The organism is Micromonospora narathiwatensis (assembly GCF_900089605.1).
GTDB classification, from domain to species: Bacteria; Actinomycetota; Actinomycetes; order Mycobacteriales; family Micromonosporaceae; genus Micromonospora; species Micromonospora narathiwatensis.
The window spans coordinates 2,697,015-2,715,603 of record NZ_LT594324.1 but is presented as its reverse complement, the minus strand read 5'-3'; the positions used below and the strand labels follow the sequence as shown (position 1 = coordinate 2,715,603).

The following is an 18,589-nucleotide window of genomic DNA, read 5'->3' as shown; positions in this document are numbered from 1 at the left end:
GACGCGGGACCGGCGTCGCCCTCGCCGCGACGTCCCGGCGGTCGGGGCGCGCTCACGAGCCGGTCAACGGACACAGCAGCGGTTCGATCAGCGGCAGCCGCAGCAGGTCCGGGCAGTCGCCGCGCACCGAGGGGCCGGCCGACGGCGTCGGCGTGGGTGCCGTGGTCGGGGTGGGGCCGGTGGTCGGGGTGGGGCCGGTGGTCGGGGGGAGGGTCGCGGTCGGCGCCGGCACGGCGGTCGGCGCGGGCCGAACGGTCGGTGCCGGCGCGGTGGTCGCGGCGTGCGTCGCCGGAACGGCGCCCCCACGTGTCACGGGCCGGGCGACCGGCTCGCCCCCGGTCCGGGCCACCGGAGCGGTCACCGGTGGGCGGCGGGTCGGGCTGCCCGTCGGCGCCGGGCCGGTGAACGGGCTCGGGAGCGGGTCCCCGGTGGCCCGGCCCGTGTCCGCGGTCGCGGCGATCCCGCCCGCGCCCGCCTCCGCCCGGTACGGCAGCTCCGCCGGCTCGGCGCGGAGGGTGCCGCTGGCCAGCGCCGCGAACGCCACCGCGACGACGACGGCGGCGGCTGCCGCCATCCGTTCGGGACGCGGCACGGGGAACGGGGCGTGGTGCGGCACTGCCGCCGGGGGCGGCGCCGGCCGGGCGTCGCGGTGCGCGGCCAGCAACGCGTCGACCTGTGCGACGACGCCCGCGCGTGCCCCGGTGACGGTGGCGAAGGCGAGGGTGAGGTAGAAGCGGGCGTTCACGGCGGTGCCGGCCGGGACCCGCAACCCGGCCGGGCGGCGGCCGTCCGCGGTGTGCAGCAGGGTGATCGGTACGTCGGGGTGGTGCCCCGGACCCAGCATGCTCCGGTACGTCCACTCGCGTCGGCCGTCGTGCCCGGCGAAGACGACCCGACGGTCGGTGACGACCGCCATGCCGGCGTCGACGACCCGCAGGCCCACCGGCAGCGCGTGCCCGGGCTCGTCGAAGGTGGTCGCCGCGACGGTCAGCCCCGGCGCGGGCAGGCCGGTGAGATGCCGCGCCTCGGCCTCGATCAGCTCAACGGCCGGCAGTACGCGGTAGACGACCTCGTCGTGGTCGAGTTCGGCCGGCAGCCCGGCCCGCGGCTGCGTGCACCCGAGGAACGCCGCGGCCTCGATCCGTAGCCGGACGAGATGCTCCTCGCGCCGCCGCCAGGCCGCGATCCGCGTGTCGTATGCCCGCTGCCGCCGGTCGTTCTCGCGCCGCGCCCACTCGATCTGCCACCGGGATGCCGGGGGGTTCGTCGCGATGGCGGAGCGTTTCGCCTGCACACCTCGTACAACGGTCGCCGCCCGGGAAGGACACGCAAGGCGGGTACGTCGCCCGCCTCCCGGCATCCTGATGATCGTCCCCAGGCAGGGACTGCTCGGTCGTTCGTCCGACTCTCCCGCCCGGCCCGGTATGACTCACTGCCACTGTCGTCGTACCGAGTGTCGTACCGAATCATTATCCTTTGAGGACTGTCCGCGACGCAGCTCCTGTCGTGCTCTCCGAGGGGTGATCCATTGTCTGATCTTGTGCTCACCGAGAAGCGTGGCCTGACCACCGGCCCGGAAACGATCGGCGCGACGATCGAGCGCCAACGTTCGAATTTCCTCCGCCTCGTCACACAGATCGAACCGGCGGGCTGGGCGACGAGGTCCCGCTGCACCGCCTGGTCGGTGCACGACGTGGTCCGGCACGTGGTCAACGTGGCCGAGCTGCACGTCGCCCTGCTCAGCGGCAGCCCGGAGGTCGAGCGGTTCCTGCGCCACGGCCCCTTCCAACCGGCCACCACCCCGGCGCTGTGGCTGGCGGACTCGCCCGTGCAGAGCGCGGAGGAAACCGTCCAGACCCTGGCGGGGCTGGTGGAGCGGGAGCGGGAGCTGTTCCAGGCCCGGGCCGCCGGGCCGGAAGGTCCGCTGATGCCCGCGCCGAGCGGCCGTCAACTGCACTGGTCGACCCTGTCCCTGCACATACTCTGGGACGCCTGGATCCACGAGCGGGACGTGGCGCTGGCGCTCGGGTCGGAGCCGGAGTCGCGGGCCGAGGACTTCCCTCTGGTCACCATGTACGGTCTGCTGCTCGCCGGGGGTGTCGGCGTGCTCGCCGGCAATCCGCCGGCCGCCACGCTCGCGCTGCGGGACACCACCGAGTCGCGGTACGAGATCGGCGTCGCCGAGGACGACGTGTTCGTCGCGGCGGGCGTCGACGGCGACGCGCACGGGCACGGGGCGGCCGGCGAGGTGTTGGACAGCCTCACCGGCCGCGAACCGGATCTCGCCTCGGCGCTGACGGCACAGGAGCCGGTCCTCGCGTCCCTGGGGGTGCTCCGGCACGTGATGTGACGGGTTCCGCCGATCGACGCCTACGACCGCCGCCGGGCCGCCATCGAGGCGGCCCGGCCGGCGGATCGGCCGGAGCGGATCAGCCGGGGCGCGCGGCGGTGCCGTCCGTTGCCGGTGCGGCGACCGCGCCGGACGTCACCCGCGGGTCCGGATCCCGCCGGCGACGCCGGGTCAACAGGCCGACACCGAGCAGCACGACGATGCCCGCCGCCTCCAGGGAGAGGAGTAGCCACTGCGGGATCCGGTCACCGTCGGCGTCCGGTTTGCCCAGCCACCGCAGCCGGCCGGTGATCGTGAAGGGCTGCCCACCGGCCGTCGCGTGGACCGTCCAGTCGCCGACCGGATGCGGGTGTCGCGGGTCCGCCTCGACCGCCGCCGGCCGCGCCTGCCCCATCCAGTGGATGCGATGGTCGTGCCAGCGGGCGGTGCCCTTGGCGCCGACGGTCCGCCACGCCGGCGCGAGCGCGGTCGGATCCTGCCCGGCCGGCAGGGTGTCGGCGAACATGCTGCGGTTGAGGTACGTGGTCTGCGACAGCTGGTTCTCCTGCACCGTCGTCGCGGTGATCCGCAGGTACGGCTCCCGGCTGTAGCCGAGCACGATCACCTCGGCCGGCCCGGCGTTGGTGATCTCGATCCACTCGCCGCCCGGGTCGACGCGCACCCCCACGCCAGCCGGTTGCGGTGTGACGGCGGCCAGGTCGGCCCGGTAGTAGGCCGCATCGGGAATCGGTTGCCGGCCACCGTGTCCGGCGGCCGGCACCGCCGGAGCAGCCGCCACGGCGATGACGGCACCCAGCACGGCTACGGCTCTGCGCGACCATCCGCCCACGGACGCGATTCTGGCCGGCATCCCGCCCGCGCGGTCCGTTCATGAACGGAATGTCATCGACCGGCTCGCATCCGGGCCGACGGCGTGCCGACCGGTACGGTGGTGCCCGAACGCCGTGGCGGCACCGGGGGAGGGGAGCGGCGATGGGTGAGCACGGGTCGGGGCCGTTGCGCGGCGTCCTCGTCGCGGACTTCTCCCGGATCCTGGCCGGCCCGTACGCGACGATGCTCCTCGCCGACCTCGGCGCCGACGTCGTCAAGGTGGAGGGACCGGGCGGCGACGACACCCGTACCTGGATGCCGCCGGTCCGCGACGGCGTCGCCACCTACTATCTCGGCGTCAACCGCAACAAGCGCTCGGTCGCCCTGGACCTCACCGACCCCGGCGACCTGGCGCTGGCCCACCGGCTCGCCGAACGCGCCGACGTCATGGTGCAGAATTTCCGGCCCGGCGCGCTGCGCCGCTTCGGCCTCGACTACGACAGCGTCGCCGCCGCCAACGCCGGGATCGTCTACGCCTCGATCAGCGGCTTCGGCACGGCGGCGGGCGCCGACCTGCCCGGGTACGACCTGATGGTCCAGGCGGCCTCGGGGCTGATGAGCCTGACCGGCGACCCGGACGGCCCGCCGTACAAGGCCGGGGTCGCCGTGCTCGACGTGCTGGCCGGGCTGCACGCGGCCGTCGGGATCCTCGCGGCCCTGCACCACCGGCAGCGGTGCGGCGTCGGCCAGCACGTCGAGGTCAACCTGCTCTCCTCGGCCCTGTCCGGCCTGGTCAACCACAGCAGCGCCCAGGTCGCCGCCGGGACGGTGCCGTTCCGGATGGGCAACGCCCACCCGAGCATCTTCCCGTACGAGCCGTTGCCCACCGCCGACGGCGAACTCGTGGTGATCGCCGGCAACGACGGCCAGTTCCGTACCCTGTGCCGGGTGCTCGGCCTGCCGGCGCTGCCCGACGACCCGCGTTTCCGGCGCAACCAGGACCGCACCGCCAACCGCGAGCTGCTCCGACCGCTCCTGGTCGCGCGGCTGCGCGAGCGGTGCAGCGAGGAGTGGTTCCGCGACCTGCGCGCGGCGGGCGTGCCGTGCAGCCCGATCAACACGGTCGACGGCGGCGTCGCCCTGGCCGGCGAACTGGGGCTCGAACCGGTGGTCACCGTCGACGGCGTGCCCGGGATACGCAACCCGATCGGCCTCTCCGCCACCCCGCCCCGCCACGACCTGCCGCCGCCGGGGCTGGACGAGCACGGCGCGGAGATCCGGGCCTGGCTGGCCGACTGACCGGTCCCCTGGCCGGGGCGACGGGTCGGCCGGGGCTGGCGACGTCCGGTCGGGTCGCGTCCGACGCCCGGGTGCGCCACCTCGCGAGGGCGTGGGCGGCCCACGGTCTCCGTGCTCGTCCCTTCAGCTCCTCATGTCGGTACGGCCTCGGGTCGGACCGGGCCGGCCGACATGATCAGGATTCAGTTCCCGTGGGACGGCAGCGCGCGCACGACGGTCAGCGTGATTGTCGATCGACACCAGGCCGGCGTCCAGGTTGAACTCAGGGATACGACAGCTCGCCGGGTCACGACGCGGTAAGCGGCAATTTCCGCGCTGCCACACGCGAATCGCATCACTCGTCGACGAGTGTCGCGGATCGCCGTTGAACGCGACGCCCGGTGCCATTCGGGGGCGGCCGGTCACCGGCGCCGGGCCCACCGCCTCAACGCGTAGACGACGGCGCTGGCCAGGAAGAGGGCGGCCGTGGCGAGCAGCCAACGGATGACGAACGGCCGCTGGTCCTGCCCGGACGCGGCCAGGTAGGTCGGCCGGCCGAGTCGGAGGATGCCGGGCAGGTGGACCAGGAACAGCAGTCCCGAGGCCAGGGCCGGCACGCGAACGTGGTTCAGCGGCGCCGGGCCCGACGCCGGCACCGCGCGCAGGCCCGGCGCCCGCCGCAGCACCGCGTCGGCCAGTCCGTAGACCGGGAACAGCACGAGGTCGTGGGCGATCGCCGCGCCGACGAACCAGACCAGCATCCGGCCGGCGGTCGGCTCGGCGGTGAGCCGCAGCGCCACCCACCCGGTGACGGCGAAGGCGCCGGCGAGCAGCGGCAGGTGCCCGAGCGGCGCCCCGTACGCCGACCGGAACCGGGCCGCGAGGTCACCCATCCGTACGCCCCTGGAATTCGATCTCCGCGACCCACTTCGTGCAGTGCACCCCGGGCAGGGCCGGGACGATGACCCGCGCCGGGTAACCGTGGTCGAGGGTGAGGTCGACGCCGTTGACCCGCAACGCGAGCAGGGAGTCCGCGTCGAGCACCTGGTTGGCCTGCAGGGTGGCCTGCCGGAACAGCCCCGTCCGCTCCAGCGAGCGGACGTGTGCCGCGCCGATCCGGCCCGCCCTGACCAGGGCGGCGAGGTCGCGCAGCCGTACGCCGGTCCAGGTCTGCACGGTCGACCACCCCTCCACGCAGGCGATCGGCAGCGTGGCGGTGTGCTGGGCCATGGCCAGCAGGCCGGCGCGGTCCACGGTGACGGTGCGCCCGTTCGCCCGCAGGCTGAGCCGCCACCCCGGCCCGGTGTCCGCGGCGTCGACGCCGGCGGCGACCGCGGTCCGGTTGACCGGAAAACCGGTCGGGCCGGTGCCGGGCTGCCGGCCCCTGGGCAGCAGCAGCGCGGTGCGCCGCCAGGGCCCGTTGAGGTGCTGGCCCACGGTGAGCGCGGCGAGCAGCACCGACAGGCCACCGACCAGGGCGAGCGCGCCGCGCCGGCTCATCGTGGCCGGCCCGGGCCGGACGGCCACCAACCCGTCCGGGTCGGGCCGCTCGGGTCGGGTCGCCGCGCGGCCGGTGGCCAGCTCCCGGCGCAACGGCCGGGACCGCAGCGCGCTGCGCATCCGTCGCCATTTGAGCGCCACGTGCGTGACCAGCGCGGCGACGAACACCCACGCGCCGAAGTAGTGGGCGGTGTAGAAGTCGAAGCCGAACAGGTACGCGTACTGGATGTCGAGCAGGCCGGTGGCGATCTCGAACAGGATCCCGCCGACCAGCAGAAGCAGGGACAGCCGCTCCAGCACCTGCGCCACCGAGCGGGCCGGCGGCCAGTCGAACAGCTTCGGCAGCACCGACCAGAGTTTGGCCAGCACGACCGGGATCAGCGTGATCCCGAGTCCCACGTGCAGGCCCTGGGTGAGGCGGAACAGCCAGGACGGACGGGTCGGCCAGTCGAACGGCGGCAGCCGCAGCCACCCGACGTCATGCGGGAACGCCTGGCCGAACTGCGGGGCGTAGGCGAGGTAGTCCAGCAGGCCGGTGACGAACACCAGCGGCAGGCCGACGAGCAGGACCACCCCGTACACGGAGGTGAGCCACGGGCCGCGCAGCGGGCTGCGCCACCGCCGATTCAGCGTCGCGGCGCCGGGTGGCGGATGCTCGGCCAGGAACGCCCACCACCGGCGGGGAGAGCCGTAGGCCGGGCGGCCGAGCGGCGCGCCGCCCGACCGGACCGGGGAATCCCCGGCCGGGCCAGTGCTGTGCGCGCTCATCGGTTCTCCTCACGTATGCGACGACGGGACGCCCGCTTCCTCTCCGGCAGGCTACGGGCGGCGCCGCCAAAGAGGCCCGGATTGCCGGATTACGGAAGCCTTACCGGCACGTCGACCGGCCATGTTGCGAGGTCCTTACGGCTTCGCCGACCAGCCCCGCCGCGACCCTCCGCCGACCTACCCTGACCCGCATGCGGATACTGGTCACCGGCGCGGCCGGTTTCATCGGGTCGCAGGTCGCCGACCTGCTCGCCGCCGAGGGACACGAGGTGGTGGCGCTGGACGCGCTGCTGCCCCAGGCACACGGCGGTGAGCTGCCCGAGTGGTCCCGGCGGCACGCCCCGGTGGTCGGTGACGTCCGCGACGCGGACCTGCTCGACCGGCTGCTGCCCGGGGTCGACGCGGTGTGCCACCAGGCCGCCATGGTCGGGCACGGGCTCGACCCGTCGGACGCCCCCGGGTACGCCAGCCACAACGACTACGCCACGGCGGTCCTGTTGGCCGCCATGCACCGGGCCGGGGTGCGCCGGCTGGTGCTCGCCAGCTCCATGGTGGTCTACGGCGAGGGGCGCTACGAGTGCGCCCGGCACCGCGTCGTCCGACCCGCCCCGCGCCACCCCGTCGACCTGGCCGCCGAGCGCTACGACCCGACCTGCCCGGAGTGCGCCGGCACTCTCACCCCCGTCCTGGTCCCCGAGGACGCCCCGCTGGAGCCGCGCAGCACGTACGCGGCCAGCAAGCTGGCCCAGGAACACCTGGCCGGCGCCTGGGCGCGGCAGACCGGCGGCGGGGTGTGGGCGCTGCGCTACCACAACGTCTACGGGCCCCGGATGGCCCGCGACACCCCGTACGCCGGGGTGGCCTCGATCTTCCGGTCCGAGCTGGCCGGGGGCCGGCCGCCGCGCGTGCTGGAGGACGGCCGGCAGCGGCGGGACTTCGTCCACGTCACCGACGTGGCGCGGGCCAACCTGCTCGCGCTCACCGCGCCACCGCCGCAACCCCTGGTGCCCCTCAACATCTGCTCCGGGGAGCCGCGTACCGTCGGTGACCTGGCCACCGCCCTGGCCACCGCGATGTCCGGTCCGGCGCCGCTGGTCGTCGGCGGCGCCCGGGCCGCCGACGTGCGGCACGTCGTCGCCGACCCGCGCCGGGCGACCGACCTGCTCGGCTACACCGCCCGGGTCGGGTTCGCCGACGGGGTCGCCGCCTTCGCCACCGACCCGCTGCGCGATCCGGCGGCCCTGCCCGCCTGACCGTCCGTCCGCCCGCCCTGAGCGTCCGCGTCGTCCCGCGCACGGACGTCAGGAGACCGTGAACAGCAGGTGGTTGACCGCGAGGGCGGTCGCCGCCTGCCCGGCCAGCCACCAGCGGCGGGTCGCCGGCGGCAGGTGGGCGGTGGCGACCAGCAACCACACCGCGAACGGCAACCAGATCCGCTCCACCTCGGCCTTGCTCAACCCGGACAGGTCCGCCGCGAGCACCACCACCGCCGCCGCGACCGGCAACAGCACGGTCGGCCCGGCGGCGACCGCCGACCCGACGAACCGGGCGACCGGGCCGCGCGGCGCGGTGCGGAACGCCACCACCCCGGCCCGCACCGCCCGGCACAGCGCCGGCCCGAGCGCCGGCCCCGCCGACAGCACCAGCGCCGCCAGGTTCGCCCACACCCAGTAGCCGTACGGGCGGTCGGCCGCCCAGCCCTGGTAGTACCGTTCCACCACCCGCTGGTAGCCGTCCCACCACCAGAACCCCGCGGCCGTGACGGCGACGACGACCGCGGCGGCCCCGGCGATCCCGGACAGCAGCGCGGCGACCCGGTCCGCCGGGCGCAGCGCCAGCACCACCAGCGCCAGCAGGCCGATCAGCGCGAAGCCGTACGACAGGTACAGCGCGACGCCCAGCGCCAGTCCGCCGGCGGCCGGGGCCAGTCGGCCGCGTACCGCCAGCAGCGCCAGCCCGGCCGCGACCACGCCGGCGAACAGCCCGTCCGCCGACGCCCCCACCCACACCGCGCCGGGCAGCAGCACCAGGAACGGCAGGACCGCGCGGGCGGCGGACTCGGCACCGAGCGCCCGCACCGCCACCGGCACCGAGACCGTGACGCTGGTGCCCACCAGTACGCAGGCCAGCGCGGCCGCGGTGCCCCCGCCGAGCCCGATCCGGTCCAGCCCGACGAAGACCAGCAGCGCGCCGGGCGGGTGACCGGCCGTGTGGGTCGACCACGAGTCCGGCCGGAAGTCCAGGATGCGCCCGGCGAACCCGGCCAGCGTGGCGGGGACGTTTCGGACCTCGGGCACCTCGTGCAGGTACTCCGCCTGCACGGTGAGCCGTTCGGCGAACCCCGCCGACCAGCCGTCCACCAGCGCCAGCGACAGCGTCCACGCCGCCGACGCCAGCCAGGCCGTGCCGAGCAGCGGACCCCAGCGGGCGACCCGCGCCCACCGCGTACCGGCGCCGACCACCGCGACCGCCACCAGCAGCGCCGCCGGCGTGCCCCAGCCGGCGTGCGGTCGCCAGGTGGCGTACAGCGGGGCGGTGTCCGCGTGCAGCCCCACCCCGCGGGCGTTGAGGACCGCGCCGACCGCCGCGGCGAGGGCCACCAGCCCGACCTCGACGCCCAGCACGGTCAGGTCGCCCGGCCACCGGCGGATCGGCGTCCGCCCGGGCGCGGCGGGCCATCTCGTGGTCGTTTCCATGCCGACCGGACGGTACGACCTTCCCGGGCCCGGCGACAGCCGAACGGCCGGATCGTCACCGGTCGGTAAGAACCGATCCGCCGGTAACAGATCCGTAAGGTCCGATCTGCCGGTCCGTGCCCGGGTGGCGGCCTAGCGTCGGTGCTATGTCCGCAACCATCGACGTGGTCCTGCCGTGCCTCGACGAGGCCGCCGCCCTGCCCGGTGTCCTCACCGCGCTGCCGCCCGGCTACCGGGCGATCGTGGTGGACAACGGCTCCCGGGACGGCTCGGCCGAGGTCGCCGCGCGGCACGGGGCCCGGGTGGTGCCCGAGCCCCGGCGGGGCTACGGCGCCGCCGTGCACGCCGGGCTGCTGGCCGCCGACGCGGAGCTGGTCTGCGTCCTCGACGCCGACGGCTCCTTCGACCCGGCGGAGCTGCCCGCGCTGGTCGACCCGGTCGCCGGTGACGTCGCCGACCTGGCGGTGGGCCGGCGGCGACCCGTCTCGGTCGGGGCCTGGCCGTGGCACGCCCGCGCCGGCACCGCCCTCGTCGCGGCGCTGCTACGCCGGCGGGGCGTGCCGCTGCGCGACCTCAGCCCGATCCGGGTGGCCCGCCGCGACGCCCTGCTCGACCTGGGCGTCACCGACCGGGCCTTCGGCTACCCCCTCGAACTGCTGATCCGTGCCGCCGCGGCCGGCTGGCGGATCCGGGAGCTGGACGTCAGCTACGCCCCGCGCGCCGCCGGCACCCGCTCCAAGGTCTCCGGCTCGGTACGCGGCACGTTGCGCGCCACCCGCGACTTCGCCGGGGTCCTGCGCACCATGGACCACCCCCGATGACCGTGCTGCTGGTGATGGCCAAGGCACCCGTACCGGGGGCGGTGAAGACCCGGCTCTGCCCGCCGGCCACCCCCGACCAGGCGGCCCGGATCGCCGCCGCGGCGCTGCGCGACACCCTCGACGCCGTACGCGCCCTGCCCGGGGTGACGCCGGTGCTGGCCGTACGGGGGCGCGTCGCCGACGCCGAGGACGGCGCCGGCCTGACGGCCGCCCTCGCCGGCTGGTCGGTGCTGACGCAGCGCGGCGGTGACCTGGGCGACCGGCTCGCCAACGCGCACGCCGACGTGGCGGCGGCCTGGCCGGGACGGCCGGTGCTGCAGATCGGCATGGACACCCCGCAGCTGACCACGGGGCGGCTGCTCGCGGCGGTACGGCGACTCGACCTGGCCGATGCCGTGCTCGGCCCGGCCGTGGACGGCGGATGGTGGGCGCTGGGGCTGCGCGACCCCCGGCAGGCCGCCGCGTTGCGGGCGGTGCCGATGTCGACGGCGCGGACCGGCCGGCGTACCTGGGCGGCCCTCGCCCGCCGGGGCCTGCGCACCCTGCCACTGCCGGTGCTGCGCGACGTCGACGAGTGGCCCGACGCGCTCGCGGTCGCCGCCGAGGCGCCGGCGAGCCGGTTCGCCCGCCAGGTCGCGCGGCTGCTCGCCACCCCCGCTCCGGACGGCCGACGGTGACCGTCGACGCGCTCGGCGCGGGCGGCCGGCCGGACCCCCGGACGCGTCGGGACGAGCCCGAGGACGTCTTCGCCGCGGCCCTGCACGGACGGCCGGGCGGGCACTGGCTCGTGCAGGGCGACGGCCGGCGCAGCCGGCTGCCGGTGCGGCGCTGGCACGGCCCGCCCGAACCGGCGACCGCCGCGATCGTGGCCCGGTGCGCCGGCCCGACCCTGGACGTCGGCTGTGGCCCGGGTCGGCTCACGCTCGCCCTGGCCCGGGCCGGCCAGACCGCCGTCGGGGTCGACATCTCCCCGTACGCGGTGCGGCTCACCCGGGCGCGCGGTGCCGTCGCCCTGCACCGGGACGTCTTCGCCGCCCTGCCCGGCGAGGGTCGGTGGGCGCACGTCCTGCTGATCGACGGCAACATCGGCATCGGCGGCAACCCGTGCGCGCTGCTCCGCCGGTGCCGGGAGCTGATCCGCGCCGACGGGACCGTCCTCGTCGAGCTGGAACCTCCCGGGTCCGGCCTGTGGCGCGGACACGCCCGACTCACCTCGACCTCCCCGACGGGCGACGTACGCCGCAGCGGCGTATTCCGGTGGGCGCGGCTGGACACGGTGGCGGTCCACGACACCGCCCGAGCCGCCGGACTGGTGGTGCGGGACGCGTTCGAGGCGGGCCGCCGCTGGTTCGGTGAGCTGGTCCCCGACCAGCCCTGACATCGCCGGTCGCCCGGTGCGCCGAACGGCTGGATCGCCCGGATTCGCCGGAAGCGGCATTGCGGTTGGCGTCCCGGCGCGGTCGGCCTATGGTGAACGGATGTACCCGGTCCGGCAGCCGCTCAGCGTCACCTCGGTGGCGCCTGCTGTCGTGCCCTGCCCGCGGCACGCGGTCGCGCCCATTCACGGCCTGCCGAGCCCGATCCCCACCGGCCGTGGCCCTCCGGGAATCCCCACCCGCGAGTACGGCCACCAGGGCGAAGCCATTCGGCTTCGGCCTTTTTCTTTTTCCGGAAGGGATCCGACATGAGCACCAATCTTCGAGACACCGCCGACCAGCAGCGGATCACCCGGCTGCGGGCCACCCTGACCACCGACTTCGAGGCGCAGACCGCCCGGTTGACCGAACTCACGGCGGACACCGGCGACCCCGGCGAGGCGCACACCCGGTCGGCGCTGATCGCCGCGACCCGGCAGAGCCTGGCGCAGATCGGCGACGCGCTGCGCCGGATGGCCGAGGGCGGCTACGGCACCTGCGAGCGGTGCGCCGCGCCGATTCCGGTCGAGCGGCTCGAGGTGCTGCCGCAGGCCCGCTTCTGCGTACCGTGCCAGCAGAAGCACGGCTGAGCTGACCGCGGCGACGCCGGACCGCCGCGGCGGTCCGGCGGGCCGGAATACGGTCAGGGCCGGTCGGGGTCAGCGGCCCTGGAGGGCCTTGACGTTGTCGCCGAAGGTCCAAGCCTTCGACCCGTCCCAGTTGATCGACCAGGTCATCAGGCCCTTCAGGCCGCCCTGGTAGGTGTTCCACGCCTGCGTCACCAGGGACGGCGCCAGGTATCCGCCCCCGGCGCCGGTCTGCGCGGGCAGGCCGGGGACCTGCTTGTCGTACGGGACGCGGATGGTGACGCCCTGCACCACCAGGCCGGTGTTGAGGCAGTTGGTCTGCGTGACGAAGCCCTGCACGGTGCCGGCCTGGTACGAGTCGCCGGAGCAGCCGTACATGCTGCCGTTGTAGTACTGCATGTTCAGCCACCAGAGCCGGCCGTTGTCGACGTACCGCTTGATGATCGGCAGGTACGCGCCCCAGATGGACCCGTAGGTGACGCTGCCGCCGGTGACGTACGCGGTCTCCGGGGCCATGGTGAGCCCGAACCCGGCGGGCATCTGGGCGAGTACGCCGTCGATGATGCGGACCAGGTTGGCCTGTGAGGTGGAGAGCTGGTTGATGTTCCCGCTGCCGGTGAGGCCGGTCTCGATGTCGATGTCGATGCCGTCGAAGTTGTACCGCTTGAGGATCGGCACCACGGTGGCGACGAACCGGTCGGCGACCGCGGTCGAGCCGAGGTCGATGCCGGCGGTGGCGCCGCCGATGGACAGCAGGACGGTCAGGCCGGCGGCCTTCGCCTGGCACACCTCGGCGGGGGTGGGCACCTTGACGCCGGCGTCCATGCCGTTCTCCCAGAGCACGGTGCCGTCGGCGCGGATCACCGGGAAGGCGGCGGTGACCACGTTGTAGCCGTGCGTCCGGATCCGCGAGTCGGTGATCGGGATCCAGCCGAGCCCGGGGTGCACGCCGTTGGCCGCGCCGTCCCAGCTCTCCCAGTAGCCCTGGAGCACCTTGCCGGCCGGTCGCGACTTCAGGGCGCAGGTGTCCCCGCCCGGGGGGCTCGTCGTGGTCGGGGTGGGCGACGGCGTCGCGGTGGGGGACGTGGTGGGCGTCGGCGTGGGGGAGGGGGACCTGGTCGGGGTGGGGGACGGGGCCCCGTCGCAGGCGCCGAGGTCGGTCCAGAGCGCCGGGGTGGCGGGCGGGGTCCAGCCGGCGCCGACGGGCGGGGTGTGCGTCTGCAGCGCCTGGTAGAGGCGGCCGGCGTAGGTGGCCTTGCTGCCCGCGGTCCAGGTGACGCCCTCGGCCCAGGCCGGGGCGCTGCACGCCACCAGCGCGGTGTGGGCGTCGGTGGCGGCCAGACCGACGGCGGCGGGCAGGGCGGCGGTGACGGCGAGCAGCGCGACGCCACCGAGCAGGACGGTCAGTCCACGTCGAAGTCGCATGACATATACCTCCTCATCGATGGGCCGCAGGCTATCAGTTAACTTTGTTAAATGTAAATGCGCAGTACGCTGCTGTCAGCACTTGTTTCATGGGGTGAACGGGGCCGCCGTCGGGCGGCGCCCGGGGAGAGGACGGCGGCGGACGTGGACGCCAGACGCACCACCGTGCGCGACATGCGTCGTGCCAACCGATCGGTGCTGCTCACCCGGATCTGGCTGGACGGGCCGCTCAGCCGCCACGAACTCGGCCAGACCACCGCGCTGAGTCTGGCCAGCGTGAGCAACCTGGTCGGCGAGATGATCGGTGAGGGGCTCGTCGAGGAGGCCGGCTCGGTCGAGTCCGACGGCGGCCGCCCCCGGGTGCTGCTGCGGGTCGCCCCCGGCTACGGCTACCTGGTCGGGGCCGACGTCGGCGAGACCCGGGTCCAGGTCGAGCTGTTCGACCTGGCGATGACCGCCCTCGCCAAGGCCGAGTACCCGATCGCCGCCACCGGCCCCGACCCGCGCGACGTGGCCACCCACCTGCTGCACGGTCTCGACGCGGTGGTCGAACAGGCCGGCGTGGACCACACCGCGGTGCTCGGCTTCGGCGTCGCGGTCTCCGGGACGGTCGAGCGGACCGCCGACGCGGTCGTGCACGCGCAGACCCTCGGCTGGGACGGCGTGCCGCTCGGGTCGATGCTGCGGGCCGGCACCGACATCCCGGTCCACGTCGACAACGGCGCGAAGACCCTCGGCCAGGCCGAGATGTGGTTCGGTGCCGGCCGGGGCGTCCGGCACGCCGTCATCGCCCTGGTCGGCTCCGGCGTCGGGGCCAGCGTGGTCGCCGACGGCGTGGGCTACCGGGGCGCGCACAGCAGCGCCGGCGAGTGGGGCCACACCACGATCGTGTACGGCGGTCGCCAGTGTCGCTGCGGCAACCTCGGCTGCCTGGAGGCGTACGTCGGGGCGGAGGGGGTCCTCGACCGGTTCCGGCAGGCCAACCGGGGCCGCCCCGCGGCCGGTGGCGACGAGGAGACCGCCTTCGGCGAGCTGCTGCGCTCCACCAGCCGCACGGCCGCGAAGGTGCTCGACGACACGGTCGGCTATCTCGGCGCCGGGGTGGCGAACCTGGTCAACCTCTTCAACCCGGAACGGGTGGTGCTCGGCGGCTGGGCCGGCCTGGCCCTGGGCGAGCGGTACCTGCCGCAGATCCGGGAGGCCACCGCCCGGCACGCGCTGCGCCAGCCGTACGCCCAGACCTCGATCGAGCTGTGCCGGCTCGGACCGGACGCGGTCGCGATGGGCGCGGCCACCCTGCCGATGGCCCGGCTGCTGCGCGACGGCGGCGTGCCGCGCGAGCCGGTCGTCCGGGTGGCCCCGGCCCAGCCGGCGCGCCGGACCCGGGCGCGGGCCCGCTGAGTCGCGGGCCGGCGACGGAAGCGTCGCCGGCCCGCGCCGGCTCAGGACGGCAGGGTCCACTTCTGGTTGGCCCCGCCGGTGCAGGACCAGATCTGCGTCTTCGCGCCGTCGGCCGAGGTGTTGCCGGTGACGTCGAGGCACTTGTTCGCCTGCGGGTTCACCAGGTCCCGGGCGGAGTTCCACACCCACTGCTGGGCCGCGGTGCCGTTGCAGGTCCAGAGCTGCACCTTCGTGCCGTTGGCGGTGCCGCCGCCGGCGACGTCGAGGCACTTGCCCAGCGACCGGAGCGTGCCGTCGGCGGCCCGGGTCCACTGCTGGTTCGCGCCGCCGAAGCAGGTCCAGATCTGCACCGCGGTGCCGTCGGCGGTGGCGTTGTCCGTGACGTCGAGGCACTTGCCGCCGATGCCGGTGATCAGGCCGGTCGGCGCGCCGCCGCCGCCCGACTGGGTGCCGGCCCAGGTGAACGTCGCGGTGGTCCGGGCCGGCAGGGTGTACGTGAAGGACTGCCCGCCCCAGACCACCTTCACCGACTGGGCCGAGGTGCCGCCGTTGTGCGCGATCAGCGCCTTGCCGCCGTCCGGGTTGCGGTACGCCACGTTCTGCACCGTGCCGTTCGCCGTCGAGTCGATCCGGTACGCCCCGGGCCGGACGAACTTGGTCAGGTGCCCGGTGGTGTAGTACTCGACGGTGTAGTCGACCTGGCCGGCCCGTGATCCGCCCTCCTGGACGGTGATCAGGCCGGTGCAGGTGCCGCAGCCGCCGTTGTGCGGGCCCATGTTCTGGTTGACCGCGAGGCTCCACTTGACCACGCTCCGGCTCCAGTTCCGGGCGTAGTTCACGATGTCGGCCATGTCCTCGTTGTGCTGGTTGGTGATCCAGGTGCCGCCCGAGTGCTCGGTGCTGAACTGCGGCACGGCCGGGTACTGGCTGTTGACCTGGCTGCCGACCGCGGGGTCACCCCAGTACCCGTGCCAGGCGATGCCGCCGAAGAGCGGGTCGGTGCGTACGCCGCTGTCGGCGAGCAGCCCGGAGCCGATGGTGCCGTAGTCGCCGTAGTTCCAGTCGTGGACGAGGACCTTGGTGGTGATCCCGGCGGCGCGGAACGCCGGGTAGACGAAGTTCTTGGTCAGCTCGACCAGCCCGGAGGCGTTCCAGCTCATCCCCGGGTAGTCCATCGCGGTGGGGTTGCCGGCCTGGCAGCAGTTCGGCTCGTTCTGCACCGACAGGTAGTCCACCGGCACGCCCCGGGCCGCGTACGCCTGGATGGTCTTCACGAAGTACTGGGCGTAGGTGGCGTAGTACTCCCACTTGAGCCAGCCCATCTGGTCCATCCGGCCGTTGTCCTTCATCCAGCCGGGCGCGCTCCACGGCACCACCATCACTCGCAGCGCCGGATTGAGCTGCTTGGCCTGCGCGGTGAGCAGCTCCACGTTGGTGTCGTAGCCGTTGGCGCCGAAGTCGTTGAGGTTGCAGCAGGTGTCGTCGAGGGAGACGTTGCCGGGGCGGGACAGGTCCGAGGCGCCGATCGGGTTGCGCACGTACGACAGACCGATGCCGTCGGTGGGGCTGAACAGCTTGCGCATCACCTCGTCCCGGGTGGCGGCGCTGACCGGCCCGCCGCGCAGCAGGTACGCGGTGGTGTCGGTGATCGACGCCCCGGCGCCCTCGAACGGCTGGTAGCGGGTGTTCTCCTCGACGGTGATGGTGTGCGTGGCGGCGGCGCTGCTCGCGGCGAAGCTCAGCGGGGTCTGCGGTTGCAGGCCGCGGGTGACGGTTCGTCCGCCCGTGTCGGAGGTGGTGGTGAGCCAGACGTTGACGGTCTCCCCGGCGGCCTGTGCGGCCGGGGGTGGTGAGACGGCGAGGGTGGCCGCCGCCAGGCCGAGCGCCAGGGCGGCGCGGCCGACGGCGCGACGGACCGGGGTGGGGGGTGGCGTGGACACGGATGCTCCCTTCAAGCAGATCGACATCCGCGAATGAGAAAACCCCTCACACCTGCTTATGTCAAGGAGTGAAAAAAGTGCCCCGAAATGTGTCCGGGCACGACGGTGCGGCCGCCCGGGACCCTTCCCGCGCGGCCGCCCCGTACGGCCGGGTCAGCGCTGCCCGCGCACCCGCCGGACGGTGTCGCGGTACCACTGCGCGCTGCGCTTCGGCGTACGCCGCTGGGTGTCGTAGTCCACGCGGATGATGCCGAACCGCTTGTCGTAGCCGTACGCCCACTCGAAGTTGTCGAGCAGCGACCAGGCGAAGTAGCCGCGCACGTCGGCGCCGGCCTGCCGGGCCCGGGCCACCGCCCGCAGGTGCTCGGCCAGGTAGGCCACCCGGTCGTCGTCGGCCACGAACCCGTCGGCGTCCGGCCGGTCGTCGAACGCCGCCCCGTTCTCGGTGATCACCATCGGCACGCCCGGGTAGTCCCGGCTCAGCCGGACCAGCAGGTCGGTGAAGGAGTCCGGCACGATCTCCCAGTCCATCGCGGTGCGCGGCAGGTCCCGCCGGACGACCCGGCGCACCGGCCGGCCCTCGTCGTCCCGCTCCTGCCCCCGCTCGTCCACCCCGGAGAAGAGCTGCCCGAAGTAGTAGTTGACGCCCAGCACGTCGATCGGGGTGGCGATGACCGACAGGTCGCCGTCCTGGACCGGGATCCGGATTCCCTCGGCGGCCAGGTCGGCCACCACGTCCTCCGGGTAGCGGCCGTGGAACAGCGGGTCCAGGTAGAGCCGGGTGCCCAGGCCGTCGGAAGCCCGCGCGGCGTCCCGGTCGGCCGCGCTGTCGGTGGCCGGGTCGGCGGTGGCCAGGTTGACCGTGATACCCAGCTCGATCGGGGTCGCCGCCGCCGCGCGCAGGCGCTGCGCCGCCAGCCCGTGGCCGAGCAGCAGGTGGTGGGCGGCGGCGATCCCGGCGCCCAGGTCCCGCCGGCCGGGCGCGTGCTCGCCGTACGCGTACCCGAGCATCGCCGAGCACCACGGCTCGTTCAGCGTCGTCCAAGTCTTCACCCGGTCGCCGAGCGCGGCGAAGACCAGCTCGGCGTAGTCGGCGAAACGGTGGGCGGTGTCCCGGTTCGGCCAGCCGCCCGCGTCCTCCAGCTCCTGCGGCAGGTCCCAGTGGTAGAGCGTCACCCACGGGTCGATGCCCCGGCCGAGCAGCTCGTCCACCAGGCGGTCGTAGAACGCCAGGCCGGCCGGGTTGGCCGGGCCGCGCCCGCCCGGCTGCACCCGGGGCCAGGCCACCGAGAAGCGGTAGGTGTCCAGCCCCAGCTCGGCGATGAGCGCCACGTCCTCGGGCATCCGGTGGTAGTGGTCGCAGGCCACGTCACCGTTCTCGCCGTTGGCCACCGCCCCGGGGACGCGGCAGAAGGTGTCCCAGATGGACGGGGTGCGGCCGTCCTCGGCAACCGCGCCCTCGATCTGGTACGACGAGGTCGCCACCCCCCACCGGAAGGTCGGCGGAAGGGTGTCGATCGGGTCGGCCTGCCCGGTCGTGCTCGGCTGGGTGAGGTCGGTGTCCATGGTTCTCCTCGCGGTCGCGAACGTGCTCTCTC

16 protein-coding genes are annotated in these 18,589 nt (G+C 74.6%); 8 read left to right on the top strand and 8 right to left on the bottom strand.

What is annotated here, in order from left to right:
- Positions 1-52 precede the first annotated feature (52 nt).
- Complete coding sequence (locus GA0070621_RS12000; RefSeq protein WP_091194614.1) at positions 53-1,294, bottom strand: hypothetical protein; 1,242 nt, start codon at positions 1,292-1,294, stop codon at positions 53-55.
- Positions 1,295-1,528: 234 nt separating this feature from the next.
- On the opposite strand from GA0070621_RS12000, the gene GA0070621_RS11995 reads away from it, so the two are divergent.
- On the top strand, positions 1,529-2,350 hold the full coding sequence (locus tag GA0070621_RS11995) for a maleylpyruvate isomerase family mycothiol-dependent enzyme (RefSeq protein ID WP_157739948.1): 822 nt from the start codon (positions 1,529-1,531) through the stop codon (positions 2,348-2,350).
- A 79-nt stretch (positions 2,351-2,429) separates the two neighbouring features.
- Here GA0070621_RS11995 and GA0070621_RS11990 read toward each other — a convergent pair whose 3' ends face one another.
- Positions 2,430-3,179 (bottom strand): hypothetical protein, encoded by a 750-nt coding sequence (locus GA0070621_RS11990; RefSeq protein ID WP_157739947.1) that lies wholly within the window; start codon positions 3,177-3,179, stop codon positions 2,430-2,432.
- A 143-nt stretch (positions 3,180-3,322) separates the two neighbouring features.
- On the opposite strand from GA0070621_RS11990, the gene GA0070621_RS11985 reads away from it, so the two are divergent.
- A complete protein-coding gene (locus GA0070621_RS11985; RefSeq protein WP_091194605.1) occupies positions 3,323-4,459 on the top strand; it encodes a CaiB/BaiF CoA transferase family protein in 1,137 nt (378 codons plus the stop codon).
- Between the two features lie 401 nt (positions 4,460-4,860).
- Here GA0070621_RS11985 and GA0070621_RS11980 read toward each other — a convergent pair whose 3' ends face one another.
- Complete coding sequence (locus GA0070621_RS11980; protein ID WP_091194603.1) at positions 4,861-5,331, bottom strand: hypothetical protein; 471 nt, start codon at positions 5,329-5,331, stop codon at positions 4,861-4,863.
- Complete coding sequence (locus GA0070621_RS11975; protein WP_091194600.1) at positions 5,324-6,706, bottom strand: molybdopterin-dependent oxidoreductase; 1,383 nt, start codon at positions 6,704-6,706, stop codon at positions 5,324-5,326. Before GA0070621_RS11975 ends, GA0070621_RS11980 begins: the two co-directional genes overlap by 8 nt.
- A 191-nt stretch (positions 6,707-6,897) precedes the next feature.
- Between GA0070621_RS11975 and GA0070621_RS11970 the strand changes: the two genes are divergently transcribed.
- Positions 6,898-7,959: an NAD-dependent epimerase/dehydratase family protein gene (locus GA0070621_RS11970; RefSeq protein WP_091194597.1), complete on the top strand. Its 1,062-nt coding sequence runs from the start codon at positions 6,898-6,900 to the stop codon at positions 7,957-7,959.
- A gap of 48 nt (positions 7,960-8,007) precedes the next feature.
- On the opposite strand, the gene GA0070621_RS11965 is transcribed toward GA0070621_RS11970, so the two are convergent.
- The gene (locus GA0070621_RS11965; RefSeq protein ID WP_167666827.1) at positions 8,008-9,402 is read right to left on the bottom strand and encodes a hypothetical protein; all 1,395 of its coding nucleotides are present in this window, start codon (positions 9,400-9,402) and stop codon (positions 8,008-8,010) included.
- A gap of 146 nt (positions 9,403-9,548) precedes the next feature.
- Here GA0070621_RS11965 and GA0070621_RS11960 point away from each other — a divergent pair, with 146 nt between their 5' ends.
- From GA0070621_RS11960 to GA0070621_RS11945, 4 genes are all read left to right on the top strand, one after another.
- Entirely contained in the window at positions 9,549-10,223 is a 675-nt protein-coding gene (locus GA0070621_RS11960; RefSeq protein ID WP_091194595.1) for a glycosyltransferase family 2 protein, read from the top strand.
- Positions 10,220-10,900: a TIGR04282 family arsenosugar biosynthesis glycosyltransferase gene (locus tag GA0070621_RS11955; RefSeq protein ID WP_091194592.1), complete on the top strand. Its 681-nt coding sequence runs from the start codon at positions 10,220-10,222 to the stop codon at positions 10,898-10,900. Before GA0070621_RS11960 ends, GA0070621_RS11955 begins: the two co-directional genes overlap by 4 nt.
- The gene (locus tag GA0070621_RS11950) at positions 10,897-11,601 is read left to right on the top strand and encodes a class I SAM-dependent methyltransferase (RefSeq protein ID WP_091194590.1); all 705 of its coding nucleotides are present in this window, start codon (positions 10,897-10,899) and stop codon (positions 11,599-11,601) included. Before GA0070621_RS11955 ends, GA0070621_RS11950 begins: the two co-directional genes overlap by 4 nt.
- 306 nt (positions 11,602-11,907) lie before the next feature.
- The gene (locus GA0070621_RS11945) at positions 11,908-12,228 is read left to right on the top strand and encodes a TraR/DksA family transcriptional regulator (RefSeq protein ID WP_091194588.1); all 321 of its coding nucleotides are present in this window, start codon (positions 11,908-11,910) and stop codon (positions 12,226-12,228) included.
- 69 nt (positions 12,229-12,297) lie between these two features.
- On the opposite strand, the gene GA0070621_RS11940 is transcribed toward GA0070621_RS11945, so the two are convergent.
- A complete protein-coding gene (locus GA0070621_RS11940; protein ID WP_091194585.1) occupies positions 12,298-13,650 on the bottom strand; it encodes a glycosyl hydrolase family 18 protein in 1,353 nt (450 codons plus the stop codon).
- Positions 13,651-13,824: 174 nt separating this feature from the next.
- On the opposite strand from GA0070621_RS11940, the gene GA0070621_RS11935 reads away from it, so the two are divergent.
- Positions 13,825-15,051 (top strand): ROK family protein, encoded by a 1,227-nt coding sequence (locus GA0070621_RS11935; protein WP_167666826.1) that lies wholly within the window; start codon positions 13,825-13,827, stop codon positions 15,049-15,051.
- Positions 15,052-15,092: 41 nt separating this feature from the next.
- On the opposite strand, the gene GA0070621_RS11930 is transcribed toward GA0070621_RS11935, so the two are convergent.
- On the bottom strand, positions 15,093-16,991 hold the full coding sequence (locus tag GA0070621_RS11930; protein WP_231921003.1) for a ricin-type beta-trefoil lectin domain protein: 1,899 nt from the start codon (positions 16,989-16,991) through the stop codon (positions 15,093-15,095).
- A gap of 153 nt (positions 16,992-17,144) precedes the next feature.
- Positions 17,145-18,557 carry a GH1 family beta-glucosidase gene (locus GA0070621_RS11925; RefSeq protein WP_091194577.1) on the bottom strand — a complete coding sequence of 471 codons (1,413 nt, stop codon included), beginning with the start codon at positions 18,555-18,557 and terminating at the stop codon, positions 17,145-17,147.
- Positions 18,558-18,589: the final 32 nt, after the last annotated feature.

What these genes read in the sequence shown, in the direction of transcription:
- GA0070621_RS11985 (WP_091194605.1), top strand. Translation starts at nt 3,323, where the DNA reads ATGGGTGAGCACGGGTCGGGGCCGTTGCGCGGCGTCCTCGTCGCGGAC.
- GA0070621_RS11980 (WP_091194603.1), bottom strand. Translation starts at nt 5,331, where the DNA reads ATGGGTGACCTCGCGGCCCGGTTCCGGTCGGCGTACGGGGCGCCGCTC.
- GA0070621_RS11960 (WP_091194595.1), top strand. Translation starts at nt 9,549, where the DNA reads ATGTCCGCAACCATCGACGTGGTCCTGCCGTGCCTCGACGAGGCCGCC.
- GA0070621_RS11940 (WP_091194585.1), bottom strand. Translation starts at nt 13,650, where the DNA reads ATGCGACTTCGACGTGGACTGACCGTCCTGCTCGGTGGCGTCGCGCTG.
- GA0070621_RS11955 (WP_091194592.1), top strand. Translation starts at nt 10,220, where the DNA reads ATGACCGTGCTGCTGGTGATGGCCAAGGCACCCGTACCGGGGGCGGTG.
- GA0070621_RS11970 (WP_091194597.1), top strand. Translation starts at nt 6,898, where the DNA reads ATGCGGATACTGGTCACCGGCGCGGCCGGTTTCATCGGGTCGCAGGTC.
- GA0070621_RS11925 (WP_091194577.1), bottom strand. Translation starts at nt 18,557, where the DNA reads ATGGACACCGACCTCACCCAGCCGAGCACGACCGGGCAGGCCGACCCG.
- GA0070621_RS11935 (WP_167666826.1), top strand. Translation starts at nt 13,825, where the DNA reads ATGCGTCGTGCCAACCGATCGGTGCTGCTCACCCGGATCTGGCTGGAC.
- GA0070621_RS11945 (WP_091194588.1), top strand. Translation starts at nt 11,908, where the DNA reads ATGAGCACCAATCTTCGAGACACCGCCGACCAGCAGCGGATCACCCGG.
- GA0070621_RS11965 (WP_167666827.1), bottom strand. Translation starts at nt 9,402, where the DNA reads ATGGAAACGACCACGAGATGGCCCGCCGCGCCCGGGCGGACGCCGATC.
- GA0070621_RS11975 (WP_091194600.1), bottom strand. Translation starts at nt 6,706, where the DNA reads ATGAGCGCGCACAGCACTGGCCCGGCCGGGGATTCCCCGGTCCGGTCG.